The following is a 14,990-nucleotide window of genomic DNA, read 5'->3' on the forward strand; positions in this document are numbered from 1 at the left end:
CGGTCTAGAAGTCGATCTTCGCGCCGACGCGGAAATAGCGGCCCATGATGTTCGGGCCGGCCCAGGCCGGGTTGTAGCCGAAGCCGCCATAGGCGGCGTTCGGATCGAAGGGCGGCTTGGTGTCGAGCAGGTTGAGCACGTTCAGCGACAATGAGAAATTGTCGTTGATCCGGTGCTGGATGGTCAGGTCGACATTCCAGATGTCCTTCGAGCGGCATTGCGCCGGGGTGCCGTCGGCATAGGCCGCTGCGCCATGCTCCACCGCGCTTGCGCAGTCGAACGGCGTGGCGCCGTAATCTACCTGCGAGACATGGTAGCCCGCCGTGTAATAGGCAGTGGCGGTTACGCTGGTGCCGCCGAACTGGAGCGTGTTCTGCCAGCTCGCGCGCCAGCGCGGCGAACCCGAGCAGGACGTGTTGTTGCACGGGCTCAGCGTGTCCTCATATCGCTGCACGGCCTGTACCTCGCCAGTCGCCGGGTCGACCGGCGTCAGATGATTCTTGTCGAGGTACGAGACATCGAGCGAACTGATCCAGCGCAGACCGTCGGTCAGCTTCAGGTTCGCATTCGCGCTGAAATCGATGCCCTGGACGACCTGGTTGTTGGCATTGGTATAGGAGGATTCGATCGAGCCGATATGCGGCAGCGCGTTCGGATTGGCAGAGTCCACCGGGCCGGGCCGGACGACGAAGCCCGGAATGTTGACCACGCCGTTGTTGCGATAATAGGCGTCGAGCACCGGCGCCGTGTTGTTCACGCCAACGATCAGATCCTTGACCTTGATCCGCCAGAAATCGAGCGTGAAGCTCAGGCCGCGGATCGGCTCGAAGATCAGGCCGGCGGTGATGCTCTCCGACTTCTCCGGCCGCAGCGCGGGATTGCCGATATTGGTCAAGCCCAGGCTGAAGGACTGAGTGGCATAGTTATTGTTGCCATGCGCGGCGCAGAATGCCGCATAGGTGGTGCAGAAGGTGCCGCCGCCGCGCGAGACGAAGCCGGTGGTCGGCAAGCCGAATGCTTCGTTGAAGCTCGGGATACGGAAGCCCCGCGACCAGGTGCCGCGCACCGCAAGGGCGCGGATCGGCGTGAACTTCCCGCCGACCTTGGGCGAGAAATTGCTCTGCCCGGTCGAATAGGAATCGTAGCGGCCCGACAGGTTCAGCTCGATCTTGTCCAGCGCGGCGGCCTGGACTTCGCCAAAGGCCGAGAAGACCTTGCGGCTGCCCGAGGTGCCGACTGCGTTGATGTCGTAATAGCGCTCCCACGGATGGGCATCGTTGCCCGGATTGGCGCTGGGCGCGATGATCGATTCATAGCGATAGGAAAGGCCGCCCGCCGCATCGACGCCACCGCCCGGCAGGTCGAAGATGTGCCGCGACAGGTTCGCCGTCGCCTGCCACAGGTCCGAGTTCGAGACGTTGATGCTCTTGGGGCCGATATAGTCCCAGACGCTCTGCGGGTTTGCGGACGGGTTGGTGAAGTTGAAGGTGCCGCGCGCGAGCACGTCCATGATGCGCTGCGGGATGAGATAGTTGGACCGGGTCCAGGTGAGCTTCGAATTGGCGGCGACGAAGCTCGCCGAATAGTCGAAGCCGGCGACCTTGCCCGACAGGCCGATCGTGCCGCGCAGCGTGCGCGAAACCGTGTCGTCTTCGCGCGGACGATTCGACGCGAATAGAACCTGCGCGGTCTGGCCGGCGGCGGCATAGGGGTTCTGCGGATTGAGCACGCCGTTGGCGGCGGTGCAGCCGGTGTTCAGCCCGTTGGGCGTGCCGACGCCGGATGCGCAGACATAGACCGGCATGATCACATAATATGTGCCCACGGTCGTCGGGTTCGGCGGGTTGTAGTTGAACTGCTTCGGCGTTGCAGTCACGTGCATCGACGTCTTGTAGTAATTGGCCTGTGCGTAGAACTGGTGCGAATCACCGATATTGGCGGTGAAGCGGCTGGACACGCCGAAGCGCTCCAATTCCGGCAGCAGCATCGTATAGTTCAACGGATTGTCTTCGCAGAGGATGCCGTTCGCGGGGGCGCTAGCCAAGCTCGCGATCTGGGCGGCGGTAAGCTGGCGCCGCACGGCGCGCCCGCAATCGACTGAATTGTTGAGATAGGAGAAGCGCCCTGCGCCAACAGCCCCGCCGGGAGTCGTTACCGGACGGACCAGTGCAACGCCCGGAACGGCGTACGTGCCGTGCACCGAACCGTTCGCATTGATGCCGTTCGGGTTGCTGTTCGGCAGGCAGGAGCCGCCGGCGTTGCAGATCCGGCTCCAGTCATAGGAATTGAACGGATAGTCGCGGTCCCGCGCCCAGAGCGGGTCCTGCTTCATATATTCACCGTTGACGTAGAAGTTGAAGCCCTGCTCGTTCAGGTCGCCATAGCCCCAGGTCAGGTCGGCGCGCCGCTCGCCCGCGTCGCCACGCTGCGAGATGCCGGCCGAGACATTGGCATGGAGCCCCTTGATCTCCTTCTTGGTGATCACGTTGATCACGCCGGCGACCGCGTCGGCGCCATAGGTCGACGAAGCGCCGTCCTTCAGCACGTCGATGCGCTCGATGATCGCGTTCGGGATGGTGTTCATGTCGACGAAGTTGCGCTGGCCGTCGTCCGCGAGCGGATAGGGCGCCATGCGCAGGCCGTCGAACAGCGTCAGCGTCGCCTGCACGGTGAGGCCGCGCAACGAGATCGCGCTGGCGCCCGCCGCGAAATTGCCGCCCGCATTCCAGCCCTGGGTGATCGTGCCGGCATTGCCGGCCGACAGGCGCTGCACCGCTTCGGTCACGGTGTTCAGGCCGCGCTGCTCGAGCGTCTCGGCCGAAAGCACGGTGACCGGCGACGGCGTTTCCGTGTCGGTCCGGCGGATCAGCGAGCCGGTGACGACAATCGCGTCGCCGGTCGCTTCCTGCGCGCCTGGCGCAGCGGCGGCGGCGGCGTCCTGTGCCGGTGCGGCCTCCTGCGCCAACGCCGGCGTGGCGATCAGCATGGCGCCGCAAAGCGCCGTCGAGCCCCGCAACAGACGGGTCATGGTCCTGGTTTGATTTATCATTGTCAGCCCTTTTGCTCGTGGGCCGCGGCGGGAACCCGTGTCCGGGCTGCTCGCGTGGCGGACCACTCCCTCTTTCGCTCGCGCGGCGGGGCTGCATCGCGCTCTGGCCATTTCACTTGGGAAATTCCGTCGACCCGATCGTCCAGGATGTGCCCGGCAGCCCGCCCGCTCGCTGCGCCGTCTTCACGATTGAATCACGAGCGCATGCGACACGCTGCGGGGAGTGGGGGGCGGCTTCCTCCGATAAGCGACCGAGGCGGTGCGCGGTGCGACGAAGCCGGAACGATCAGGTGCGGGACCGACGAACGAAAAGCCGGCGGGGTTGCCGCCGGCTTCAGGGTAGCTGGTGGGGAATGATCCGGTCAGGCCGGCTTGGCGCCCGTCGTGCCGCACTTCACGAACTTGCCCTTGGCGTCCTTGCAATGCGTTGCCTTGGCGGGAGCGGGCTTCGCCGCCATCGGCTTTGCCGCCATCGGCTTGGCCGCAACGGGGGTGGTCGCCACGGGCTTGGCGGCGGGCTTGGTGGGGCATTTCATGAACCTGCCATGCGCATCGCGACACGGCGCCGATGCGATCGAAGGTGTCGCCGCGGCGAGCATGGCGAGCGAGGCTCCGGCGATCATCAACTTCCTGAACATTGGCACTCTCCTGCTTGTGGAGAGGCGAGACTGCGCCTGCCCGGGTGGCTGAGAGTTCTCCGCAAGATGAACTTTCTGCAATATTCGGGCGCCGGGAGGCCGTGGACGGGCCGATTATTTCGGCGCGCCGGGAAAACATTCTGGCGCAGGGACGATTGCATAGTGGCGAGGTAGGAATAGGCTGGCGACTCGTTGAGCGTGTTTTTCCCGCCTCGCAGGGAGATAAGCGAATGCCCGAGAATGGCCTCTTCGATCCGTCGCTTCCGACACTGACCATCTATGATCGTGCCGACCGTCCCGCGCGCAGCCTGCTGGCGCATGCCGGGCAGATCATCGAACTCGGCGGAGGTGGGCGCAACCTGTGGGCCGCACGGCTCGACGAGGCAGTCCGACTCACGGAGCGCCCGGTGATTCTGGTCGCGCACGGCATCGGCTGCTTCGCGGTGACCTGGTGGGCGCGGCTGTCGCCAGCTTCCTATGTCGAGAAAGTGGCCGGGGCGGTGTTCGTCCGGCCGCTGGGATCCGCAGTGGCGGCTTCGCCCGAGCAGCTCTTCGCCGGACCCAGGCTGCGCATCGCCTTCCCCTCGATCCTGGCGGACACCGGAGCCGATGCCGCGGCACTGGCGCGCGACTGGGGCAGCCGCTTCCTCGATTCTACGCCGGTGCGCTCGATCGGCGACCTGCTTGCCTCGCTGCGTGGCGAGCCGGACCTGGCGCCCGTGGTGGAGAATCCGCTGCTCAGCCTGGCGCGCTGAACTACAAATCGCTGGATTTTGACAGGCGCCTGCCCTAGGGGTGCGCCCGTGCCGCTTCGGCGGCAACTCGCTATTTGGGGAGTAGCCAGCCGCGCCTTTGCGCGGGCTCCCGCGTCAACATACTTGGCCGAGAGGCCATGGCGCGGGAGGGACGGGGCACCGTTCGGGCGAGACCAATGGCGTCGCATCTCCGCTCCAGCCGGGCGGGGAGATGCGATGTCGTTGGATTTCGTCTCCGTCCGGCCCGGAGTATTTCCCGTGGAAGCCCTGCTCAGTTCAACTGCGCTCGTCGCACTCGCCGAGATCGGCGACAAGACCCAGCTGCTTGCCATCCTGCTCGCGACCCGTTTCAAGAAGCCGGTGCCGATCATTCTCGGCATCCTGGTTGCCACCCTGGCCAATCACTTCCTTGCGGCCCTGGTCGGCTCGGAAGCGGCCGCGCTGCTGCAAGGAGCCTGGTTCCGCTACCTGATCGCCGCTTCGTTCATTGCGATGGGGCTGTGGACGCTGATCCCCGACAAGATCGACGAGCTGGAAGACAAGCCGGCGCGCTTCGGCGCCTTCGTCACCACTGCCATCGCTTTCTTCCTGGTCGAGATGGGCGATAAGACCCAGCTCGCCACGGTGGCGCTGGGCGCCAAGTTCCATAATGTCTGGGCCGTCACCGCGGGCACCACGCTGGGCATGATGCTCGCCAACGTGCCGGCGGTGTTCCTTGGCAATGCCCTGCTCAGGCGGGTGCCGCTCAGGCTGGTGCACGGCATCGCCGCGGCGCTGTTCATCGCAGCGGGTATCCTGATGCTGGGTGAAGCCGCCGGCTGGTTCTGATGCGCTAGATCTCGCCCATCTCGGCGATGAAGGTGACGCGCAGCGCTTCGGAGAGGCTGCGCGCGCCGAGCTTCTGCATCAGATTGGCGCGGTGCACCTCCACCGTGCGCGGCGAGATGCCGAGATCATAGGCGATGGTCTTGTTGGGGAAGCCCGCCGCCAGCCCGTCGAGCACCTCGCGCTCGCGCGCGGAGAGGCTGGCGAGCTGGGTGCGGGCAGCGTCGGTACGCGAGGCGCCGTTCGACTCGAGCATGCGCTCGAAAGCCTTGTCGATCGCACCCAGCAGCTGGTCTGCCTCGAACGGCTTTTCGAGAAAGTCGATCGCACCGCCGCGCATCGCCCTCACCGCAATGGTCACGTCGCCATGCCCGGTGAGGACGATCACCGGCAGGGCGGCGCCGCGTTCGTTGAGATGCTGCTGCACTTGCAGCCCGTCGATTTCCGGCATGCGGATGTCGAGCAGGATGCAGCCGGGCTCGACGTTCCGCAGCTCACGGAGGAACGCTGCGCCCGACGGCCAGAGGCGCACGGCATAGCCCGTCGTCTGCAGCATGAACCCGATCGAGTTCCGGACGCTGTCCTCGTCGTCGATGATGTGCACCAGGCGCCGACCGTGCATTTAAATTACTCCATTTTGGTGCAAACTACGTGGCAGGTGCAAATTGAGCGTGCGGCACATTGGTGAGGAATTAGGGGAGAATGGTGCAAGCGAAGCTGTCCAAATATCGTCGAACCGCTTCCAGATGATCTCGCACGCGAATTCCACGGAACTGCTGGAATGACGGAGGCAAGCTTCGGGAACTTGCGTTGCCGAGACCGGAATTGCGCGCCAACTGGCGAGTCGAGGGAGCTTAACCATGTAAGGCGGGTAATCCCACTGATCGGCAAGTTCACACCCGTGAAAATACAGTGGTTAACGGTGGTGGAACGCGGAAGCGCCGCAAGGCATTGGACTTTTGGGTCCATCAACATTATGTACCGGTCATTATGGAAATCACCGCCTGTTCCGTCGCCAAGGGGCGCCCCCGCGAATTCGACACCGACTCGGCGTTGACCGCGGCGCTGCGCGTCTTTTGGAGCAAGGGCTATGAAGGGGCCTCGCTGAGCGACCTCACCGAGGCGATGGGCATTACCCGGCCGAGCCTCTATGCGGCGTTCGGCAACAAGGAAGCGCTCTTCAAGAAGACGCTCGACCTCTATCAGCGCGAGAAACTCGACTATATGGGCAGGGCGCTCGAAGCGCCGACCGCGCGCGGCGTCGCCGAGCGGCTGCTGATCGGCGCGCTCGAGATGCAGATGAGCTCGTGCGACCCCAAGGGCTGCATGGGCGTGATCAACTCGGTGGCTTGCGGGGCCGAAGCGGAGTCGATCCGCGCCGAGGTGCTCAAGCGCGGCGCAACCGTGAAGCAGGGCCTGATCGATCGATTCGAGCGCGCCAAGGACGAGGGCGATCTACCCGCCGATACCGACGTGATCGGGCTTACCGCCTATCTGACCGCCCTGCTCCAGGGCATTGCGCTCCAGGCCGGCGGCGGCACGTCGTGCGCCGATCTTCAGGCGCTGATCGACACCAGCCTGGCTTGCTGGCCGAGCAAGTAAGCGAGATTCCCACCATCCGGCTTGCGCCGGGATGACGGGCGCGGCGCCTCTCGAAAGTTTTTGTTTAGCCCCGCCTCGACAAAAAATACCGACCAGTATAAAAAGCCCTTGACGCAACGCAGCACGATTTCTATACCAGTCAGTATAGAAATGAGGGAAGTTGCCGAAGCGAGGATGAGGGGCCATCGCCCCGATCCGAAACTCCAGCAGCGCTGAATTTGGACAGGACCGAGCCGGTGCGCCGCAGACGATAGCGTCTGCGCGAAAGCCTCGTCTCGTGCCGGTTGAGGATGACCGGAGATGCCGCGCGAAACCCTTTGCGCGGCACGGGGAGGCTTTTGCCTTCCGCCGGGCAACAAGCAGGAGGAGACGATCATGGCCTATCTCAACTTCGCCGCGCTTCAGGGCAGCCCGGTCGCGGTGCCCGCCGATGTCCTCCCGGTCAGCGGCTTTTCCGCGCTCGAATGGCAGGTCGTGGCGATCGCGCAGCACGACCGGCTCGCCTCGCTGGAGAAACCCGGCCGCCTTTCGGTTGCGCTGGGCGTGATCTTCGGGGGCGAAGCGGCCAATCCCAAGCTGGCGGATCAGAAGCTGGAGGCGCTGCGCCGCATGGCGGTGCTTGCCTGGCACAAGGGCTATGCCGTGCCGCGCCACGAGATCCGCGCCTTCCACGAAGCGGGCTTCACGCCCGACCAATATGAAACGCTGCTCGCCTCCATCAGCCGCGGCCGGGCAGCCCTGAATCAGGGGAAGCGATTCCAATGAACATGATCACGCGCATCGAATCCGAGACGGGCGACAACAAGCCGGGCGTCTCGGATCGCCTTCGCCGCATGCCGTTGTGGCAGCGCGGCAGCCTTGTCGCGCTGCCGGTGGTGCTGGTCGCCGCCGGCCTGAGCATCGCCAGCAAGGACGCGCCCGCCGCAATGGCCGCACCGCCGCCGCCGGTGGTGACGGTCTCCACGCCGCTGGTCCGCGACGTGAACGAATGGGACGATTATGTCGGCCGGTTCGAGCCGAGCCGCGCGGTCGAGGTGCGTCCGCGCGTCTCGGGGGCGATCACCGGCGTGCACTTCACCGACGGTGCGATCGTCCAGAAGGGCCAGTTGCTCTTCACCATCGACCAGCGTCCCTTCGCGGCGGCCCTGGCCGAGGCGCGCGCCGGGCTGGCCAGCGCCGAGAGCGATCTCGCGCTCGCCCGTTCGGACCTGGGCCGCGCCGAGCGTCTCGTCTCGGTCGAAGCGGTGTCGAAGAGCGATGTCGAGCGGCTGCAGGCCCGCGTCCGCGCCGCCGGTGCGGCAGTGTCCGCGGCCCAGGCCCGGGTGCGCAGCCGCGCGCTCGACATGGAGTTCACCCAGGTCCGCGCGCCGATCGCCGGCCGCATCTCGGATCGCCGCGTCGATCCGGGCAACCTGGTGGCCGCGGGCGAGGGGCAGGGCGGTTCGCTGCTGACCACGATCAACGCGCTCGATCCGATCTACTTCACTTTCGACGGCTCGGAGGCCCTGTTCCTCAAGACCAAGCGCGCGAAGGAAGCGGGCGGCCAGGCCTCGCCGGTGGAGATCCGCCTGCAGGACGAGACCGACTATAAGTGGAAGGGCAAGCTCGACTTCACCGACAACGGGCTCGATCCCAAGTCGGGCACGATCCGCGGTCGTGCGGTGCTGAGCAATCCGGGCATGTTCCTGACGCCCGGCATGTTCGGCAACATGCGCCTCTCGGCCGGCGGCACCACCCAGGCGCTGATGGTGCCGGACACTGCGATCCAGACCGACCAGGCACGCAAGCTCGTGCTCACCGTGGGCAAGGACGGCACCGTCGCGCCCAAGCCGGTGACGCTCGGGCCCGTGGTCGACGGCCTGCGCATCGTCCGCTCGGGCCTGAGCGCCCAGGACAAGGTGGTGATCTCGGGCACCCAGTTCGCCGCTCCGGGCGGCAAGGTGAATCCGAAGCCCGGCAAGATCGCGCCGACCGCAACCAGTCAGGCGCCGGCCCTCACGGCGCCGGTGACGGGCGAAGCAACCTTCGCTCGTTGACCGTCAGCCGCCGGATCTCCCCAGGGTCCGGCGGCTGACACTTTTCCGTTTCAGACCTCTTTTTTCGAGGAGTGGCCCCATGCGCCTCTCGCGGTTCTTCATCACGCGCCCGATCTTCGCGGCCGTCATCGCGGTCGTGATCACGATCATCGGTGCGATCGCCTATCTGGCGCTGCCGATTTCCCAATATCCCGACATCGTCCCCCCGACGGTGACGGTCACCGCCTCCTATCCCGGCGCTTCGGCCGAGACCGTCGCCGAGACGGTCGCCGCGCCGATCGAGCAGGAGATCAACGGCGTCGACGACATGCTCTACCAGTCGTCGCAATCGACCGGCGACGGCAACGTCACCATCACCGTCACGTTCAAATCGGGGACCAATCTCGATTCCGCGCAGGTGCTGGTGCAGAACCGGGTCGCGGTCGCGATTCCGCGCCTGCCCGAGGAAGTGCAGCGCCTGGGCGTCGTGACGCGCAAGACCACGCCGGACTTCCTGCTGGTCGTCAACCTGATCTCGCCGGACAATTCGGTCGATCGGGAATATATCTCCAACTATGCGCTGACCCAGGTGAAGGACCGCCTCGCCCGTGTCGACGGCGTGGGCGACGTGCGCATGTTCGGCGCGCGCGACTATGCGATGCGCGTGTGGATCGATCCGGGCCGTGCCGCCGCGCTCAACCTGACGGCGGGCGACATCGTCCAGGCGCTGCGCGCGCAGAACGTCCAGGTCGCGGCCGGCACGCTCGGCCAGCCGGGCTCGACGCCGACGGGCAACGCCTTCCAGCTCAATATCGAGACACAGGGCCGCCTGAAGGATCCCGCGCAGTTCGGCCAGGTGGTGATCCGCACCGATGCCGATGGGCACCAGGTGCGCGTGAGCGACGTGGCGCGCGTCGAGCTGGGCGCGGCGGACTATTCGTCCAACACCTATCTGTCGAACAAGCCGACCGTGATCCTTGCCGTGTTCCAGCGTCCGGGCTCGAACGCGCTCGCTGCCGCCAATGCGGTGCAGGACCAGCTCAAGGCGATGTCCAAGAACTTCCCCAAGGGCCTGGAATATCGCGTCATCTACAACCCGACCGAGTTCATCGCCCAGTCGATCGACGCCGTCTATCACACGCTGGGCGAGGCGATCCTGCTCGTCGTGCTGGTGGTCATCGTCTTCCTCCAGAAATGGCGTGCGGCGATCATCCCGGTGCTTGCCATCCCGGTCTCGCTGATCGGCACGATGGCGGTACTGCTGCCGCTCGGCTATTCGCTCAACAACCTCTCGCTGTTCGGCCTCGTCCTCGCCATCGGCATCGTCGTCGACGACGCGATCGTCGTGGTGGAGAATGTCGAGCGCAACCTGGCGCGGGGCATGACGCCGCTCCAGGCGGCGCGCACCTCGATGGACGAAGTGTCCGGCGCGCTCGTCGCGATCGTGCTGGTGCTGCTCGCGGTGTTCCTGCCGACGCTGTTCCTCAACGGCCTGTCGGGCGCATTCTACAAGCAGTTCGCCGTGACGATCTCGGCCGCGACCGCGATCTCGCTGCTCGTCTCGCTGACTCTGTCGCCTGCCATGGCCGCGCTGCTGTTGCAGCACCATGAGGGCGAGCCCAGGGGGCCGGTCGGCCGCCTGGTGCGCCGCGGCGCCGATGCGTTCAACACCGGCTTCGAGAAGATGAGCGTCGGCTATGCCAAGCTCACCCGCGCGCTGGTGACTCGTCCGAAGCGGATGATGCTCACCTATGTTGGCCTGATCGCCGCCACCGTGGGCATGTTCTGGGTGACGCCCGTCGGCTTCATCCCGCAGCAGGACCAGGGCTATTTCCTCACCGTCATCCAGCTGCCGCCGGGCTCGTCGCTCGAGCGGACGGACGAAGTGATGCGCAAGGTCGTCGCCCGCATCCTGCCGATTCCGGGCGTGAAGGGATCGGTGATGCTCGCCGGTTTCGACGGTCCGTCGCAGACGCTCGCCCCGAACTCGGCCGCTGCCTATGTGCCCTTGCTCTCCTTCGATGAGCGCAAGAAGCTGGGCGTCAGCTTCGACGACATCATGAACGAGGCGCGCAAGCGCACCGCCGACATCAACGAGGCGATGCTGCTGGTCGTGCCCCCGCCCGTCATCCAGGGCATCGGCTCCGCCGGCGGCTATCGGATGATGATCGAGGACCGCGCCGAGCATGGCTATGACGAACTGGGCAAGACTGCGTTCGGGCTGATCGGCCAGGCGAACCAGACCCCGGGCCTCAAGCAGATCTACACCTTCTTCAACACCGCGACGCCGCGCGTCTTCGCCGATATCGATCGGCGCAAGGCGGACATGCTCGGGGTGCCGCCGGAGCGGGTGTTCGAGGCGCTGAACGTCTATCTCGGCTCGGCCTTCGTGAACGACTTCAACATGCTCGGCCGCACCTATCGGGTGACCGCGCAGGCCGATGCGCCGTTCCGGGCGACCGAGGCGGACATCGCCAACCTCAAGACCCGCTCGAACTCGGGCGCGATGGTGCCGATCGGTTCGGTCTCGACCTTCGAGAACAAGACCGGCCCGTACCGCGTGACGCGCTACAACCTGTTCCCGGCGGTGGAAGTGGATGGCGATACCGCACCGGGCTACAGCTCGGGCGCCTCGCTCGACACGATGGAGAAGCTCGCGAGCGAACTGCCCGCCGGCTATGGCGCCGAATGGACCGGCATCGCCTTCCAGCAAAAGGCGGCCGGCAGCACGGCCGGGCTCGTCTTCGCGCTCGCGGTGGTGTTCGTCTTCCTGGTGCTGGCGGCGCAATATGAGAGCCTGACCATGCCGCTGGCGATCATCCTGATCGTGCCGATGTGTCTGCTCGCGGCCATGGCCGGAGTGAATTTGCGGGGCATGGACAACAATGTGCTCACGCAGATCGGCCTGGTCGTGCTGATCGCGCTCGCCGCCAAGAATGCGATCCTCGTGGTCGAGTTCGCCCATCAGGCGGAAGTGCAGGACGGGCTGTCGCCGGTGGAGGCCGCGGTGCGTGCCGCGCGTGACCGCCTGCGGCCGATCCTGATGACGTCGTTCGCCTTCATCCTCGGCGCCGTGCCGTTGCTGATCGCGAGCGGGGCGGGTGCCGAGCTCCGCCAGGCGCTGGGCACCGCGGTGTTCTTCGGGATGATGGGCGTGACGGCGTTCGGCCTGCTGTTCACGCCGACCTTCTACGTCGTCTGCCGCGCGCTGGGCGATCGCATCGCCAGGATGCGCGGCAACCGCAAGGCAGCCGACGAAGGCCATGCGCCCGAGTTGCAGCCGGCTGAGTAACTTTGACCGTCATCCCCGCGCAAGCAGGGATCCAGAGCCAAGAACGGCACCGCCTGTAACCCTGGATCCCCGCCTTCGCGGGGATGACGGGGAGGAGGAATGGGAATGATCTATAGAATTATCCTCGCAACTGCCTCGGCGCTGGCGCTCGCCGCCTGCGCCGCCGGTCCGAACTATGTTGCGCCCACCCCGCCCCAGACGGCGGGGGGCAGTTTCGTCGCCGCCAACCCGGCGGTTACCGCAGCCCCCGTCCAGGGCGACTGGTGGCGGCTTTACAATGATCCGGTGCTCGACCAGCTGGTGAGCGACGCGCTGGCGGCCAACACCGATATCCGCGTCGCCGTGGCGCGGATCGAGAAGGCCCGCGCGGTGCTGCGCGGCGCCAAGGCCAACCAGCTGCCCCAGGCCAGCCTGGGCGCCGGCGCCAATTACGGCCGCCTGCCCGCGGCCCAGCGCCTGCCCGGCGCGCCGCGCGAGGACTGGCAGGTCGATGCCGGGCTGAGCGTCAGCTACGAAGCCGATCTGTTCGGCCGCCTGAGCCGCGGGACCGAGGCCGCGCGCGGCGATGTCGGCGCGGCCGAGGCGGATGCCGATGCGGTTCGCGTGATCGTCGCCGCCGAAACGGCGCGCGCCTATGCCGATGCGGCTTCGTCCGCCGAGCGGCTGGGCGTGGCCGAGCACATCGTCAAGCTGCTCGACCAGTCGATCGAACTGACCGAGCGTCGCCGCGGCGTCGGCCTGGCCACGCGGCTCGACACTGCCCGGATCGGCGCGCTGCGCAACCAGCGCCAGGCCGAGGTGCCGACGCTCCAGGCGGCGCGCGATGCCGCGCTCTTCCGCCTCGCCACGCTCACCGGCCGCACTCCCGCCGAGCTTCCGCCGGTGGCGGGTGAACGCAGCACCACCTTGCGCCTCAGCCAGCCGATCCCGGTCGGCGACGGCGCGGCGCTGCTGGCACGCCGGCCGGACATCCGCGCCGCCGAGCGCCGCCTGGCCGCCGCCACTGCGAGGATCGGCGTGGCGACCGCGGACCTCTATCCGCGCATCACGCTCGGCGTCTCGGGCGGATCGACCGGCACCGATTTCGGCGACGTGTTCGGCGCCGGCCCGCTGCGCTGGCTGGTTGGCGGGCTGATTAACTGGGCGATCAATCCCGGTCCGGCCCGCGCGCGTGTCGCCGGGGCGGAAGCGGACAGCAAGGCCGCGCTCGCCACCTTCGACGGCACGGTGCTGACCGCGCTGCAGGAGACCGAGACGGCGCTCTCCGCCTATGGCCATGCGCTGGGTCGGCGCACTGCGCTCCAGGCGGCACGCAACGAGGCCGAGGCGGCAGTGAACATCGCCCGCGCCCGCCAGCGCGAGGGCGACATCGACTCGCTGGCCCTGCTCGATGCCGAACGCACCTTCGCCGATGCGGAAGCGGATCTGGCGCAGGCCGATGCCTTCATCGCCGATACCCAGGTGGACCTGTTCCGCGCGCTCGGCGGCGGCTGGCAGAAGAGCTGAGGCGGCCCTCTTCTCCTTTTCGTCATCCCCGCACAGGCGGGGTCCGGAGCCAGGAAGGACAGCGCCTGCGACTCTGGATCCCGGCCTGTGCGGGGATGACGGAATGACTATCCTGTCCTAGTCTTGCCGGCATGACCCATGCCATCGCCAGGATCGGGCGCGACGCGCCCTATGCAACGGATATCAGCTTCGGCAAGCGCGGCCTCGTCGCCGACGAGCCCGAGGCGCGCGGCGGCGGCGATGCCGGGCCGGCGCCCTATGAGCTGCTGCTCGGCAGCCTGGGCGCCTGCACCGCGATCACGCTGCGCATGTACGCCGAGCGCAAGGGGTGGGCGGTGGAGAATATCGAGGTGGCCCTGTTCCTCCATGGTCAGGGCGAGACGCTCAGCATCGAGCGAATCCTGACGATCACCGGCACCGATGCCGAGCAGAATGCCCGACTTGCCGAAATCGCCGAGAAGACGCCGGTGACGCTCACTTTGAAGCGGGGTGTCCCGATCGCGACCAGGCTCGGGTGAATCTTGTTACAAATTCGCGCAACACCCTAGACGCATTTTGTCGTAGAAGCTGAAATTATGCTTGCTACCGCGACTTCCCAGGACGATTCGGCGACCCTGCTCGTCGTCGACGACGACCGCGACATCCGCATGCTGCTGGCGAACAGCCTCGGTTCGCGGGGCTACAAGGTCGAGACCGCGTCCAGCACGCGCGACATGGACCAGATCCTCGCGCGCACCCCGGTCGATCTTGTGATCCTGGACATCATGATGCCGGGCGAGGACGGGCTTTCCGCCTGCCGCCGCATCGCGCGCGCCGATGGGCCGGAGATCATCTTCCTGAGCGCCCTTGGCGAGGAGCAGGACCGGATCCTGGGGCTCGAAGTCGGTGCCGGCCATTATCTTCCCAAGCCGTGCAGCCCGCGCGAGATCCTCGCCACGGTGCGCGCGGCGCTGCGCAAGCGCGGCGCGATCGCCACGAACGAGAGCGGCGACGTCTATGTCTTCGAGGGCTGGCGCATCGATCTCGGCAGCCACGAGCTGTTCGATCCCAACGGCGTGCTGGTCGGCCTCACCGACGGCGAGTTCGCGGTGCTGCGCGTGTTCATCGAGCGCCCGCGCCGCGTGCTGAGCCGCGAGGCGCTGCTCGCCGCCGCCCGCGGCCCGGATTCGGATGCCTATGACCGCGCGATCGACGTGCAGGTGAGCCGGCTGCGCCGCAAGCTGCGCTCGGGCGGCGACGAGATCATCCGCACCGTGCGCAACGAAGGCTATCTTTTCGTGCCCAAGGTCGCGCGCGCGTGAAATCGCG

General features: G+C 66.7%; 12 protein-coding genes and 1 riboswitch. Of the genes, 9 read left to right on the plus strand and 3 right to left on the minus strand.

Translation table 11 applies throughout. The annotated features are described in order from the left end of the window. Window positions 1-4: 4 nt before the first annotated feature. Complete coding sequence (locus FFS08_RS14965; protein WP_171012625.1) at window positions 5-3,028, minus strand: TonB-dependent receptor plug domain-containing protein; 3,024 nt, start codon at window positions 3,026-3,028, stop codon at window positions 5-7. Window positions 3,029-3,411: 383 nt separating this feature from the next. Continuing rightward, window positions 3,412-3,687, minus strand: a complete 276-nt coding sequence (locus FFS08_RS14970; protein ID WP_137862415.1) for a hypothetical protein — start codon at window positions 3,685-3,687, stop codon at window positions 3,412-3,414. A 230-nt stretch (window positions 3,688-3,917) separates the two neighbouring features. On the opposite strand from FFS08_RS14970, the gene FFS08_RS14975 reads away from it, so the two are divergent. Together FFS08_RS14975 and FFS08_RS14980 are read left to right on the plus strand one after the other, a co-directional pair. Further along, window positions 3,918-4,442: an alpha/beta hydrolase gene (locus FFS08_RS14975; RefSeq protein ID WP_137862416.1), complete on the plus strand. Its 525-nt coding sequence runs from the start codon at window positions 3,918-3,920 to the stop codon at window positions 4,440-4,442. Window positions 4,443-4,505: 63 nt separating this feature from the next. After that, window positions 4,506-4,688, plus strand: a riboswitch (yybP-ykoY riboswitch). A gap of 12 nt (window positions 4,689-4,700) precedes the next feature. Beyond that, entirely contained in the window at window positions 4,701-5,270 is a 570-nt protein-coding gene (locus tag FFS08_RS14980; protein ID WP_137862417.1) for a TMEM165/GDT1 family protein, read from the plus strand. 4 nt (window positions 5,271-5,274) lie between these two features. Here FFS08_RS14980 and FFS08_RS14985 read toward each other — a convergent pair whose 3' ends face one another. Continuing rightward, window positions 5,275-5,889 carry a response regulator transcription factor gene (locus FFS08_RS14985; protein WP_137862418.1) on the minus strand — a complete coding sequence of 205 codons (615 nt, stop codon included), beginning with the start codon at window positions 5,887-5,889 and terminating at the stop codon, window positions 5,275-5,277. Window positions 5,890-6,257: 368 nt separating this feature from the next. Between FFS08_RS14985 and FFS08_RS14990 the strand changes: the two genes are divergently transcribed. The 7 genes from FFS08_RS14990 (at window position 6,258) to FFS08_RS15020 (ending at window position 14,983) form a co-directional block, all read left to right on the plus strand. Beyond that, window positions 6,258-6,869, plus strand: a complete 612-nt coding sequence (locus tag FFS08_RS14990) for a TetR/AcrR family transcriptional regulator (RefSeq protein WP_137862419.1) — start codon at window positions 6,258-6,260, stop codon at window positions 6,867-6,869. A 375-nt stretch (window positions 6,870-7,244) separates the two neighbouring features. Beyond that, window positions 7,245-7,634 (plus strand): hypothetical protein, encoded by a 390-nt coding sequence (locus FFS08_RS14995; protein WP_137862420.1) that lies wholly within the window; start codon window positions 7,245-7,247, stop codon window positions 7,632-7,634. Continuing rightward, entirely contained in the window at window positions 7,631-8,905 is a 1,275-nt protein-coding gene (locus tag FFS08_RS15000; RefSeq protein ID WP_137862421.1) for an efflux RND transporter periplasmic adaptor subunit, read from the plus strand. Before FFS08_RS14995 ends, FFS08_RS15000 begins: the two co-directional genes overlap by 4 nt. Window positions 8,906-8,984: 79 nt before the next feature. Beyond that, entirely contained in the window at window positions 8,985-12,176 is a 3,192-nt protein-coding gene (locus FFS08_RS15005; RefSeq protein ID WP_137862422.1) for an efflux RND transporter permease subunit, read from the plus strand. Between the two features lie 99 nt (window positions 12,177-12,275). Next, window positions 12,276-13,682 (plus strand): TolC family protein, encoded by a 1,407-nt coding sequence (locus FFS08_RS15010; protein WP_137862423.1) that lies wholly within the window; start codon window positions 12,276-12,278, stop codon window positions 13,680-13,682. A 131-nt stretch (window positions 13,683-13,813) separates the two neighbouring features. Then, complete coding sequence (locus FFS08_RS15015) at window positions 13,814-14,200, plus strand: OsmC family protein (RefSeq protein ID WP_137862424.1); 387 nt, start codon at window positions 13,814-13,816, stop codon at window positions 14,198-14,200. 57 nt (window positions 14,201-14,257) lie between these two features. Continuing rightward, window positions 14,258-14,983: a response regulator gene (locus FFS08_RS15020; RefSeq protein WP_137862425.1), complete on the plus strand. Its 726-nt coding sequence runs from the start codon at window positions 14,258-14,260 to the stop codon at window positions 14,981-14,983. The last annotated feature ends 7 nt before the right edge of the window (window positions 14,984-14,990 follow it).

Origin of the sequence: Sphingomonas sp. 1F27F7B (genome assembly GCF_005503355.1) — a bacterium.
Classification (GTDB): Bacteria; Pseudomonadota; Alphaproteobacteria; order Sphingomonadales; family Sphingomonadaceae; genus Sphingomonas.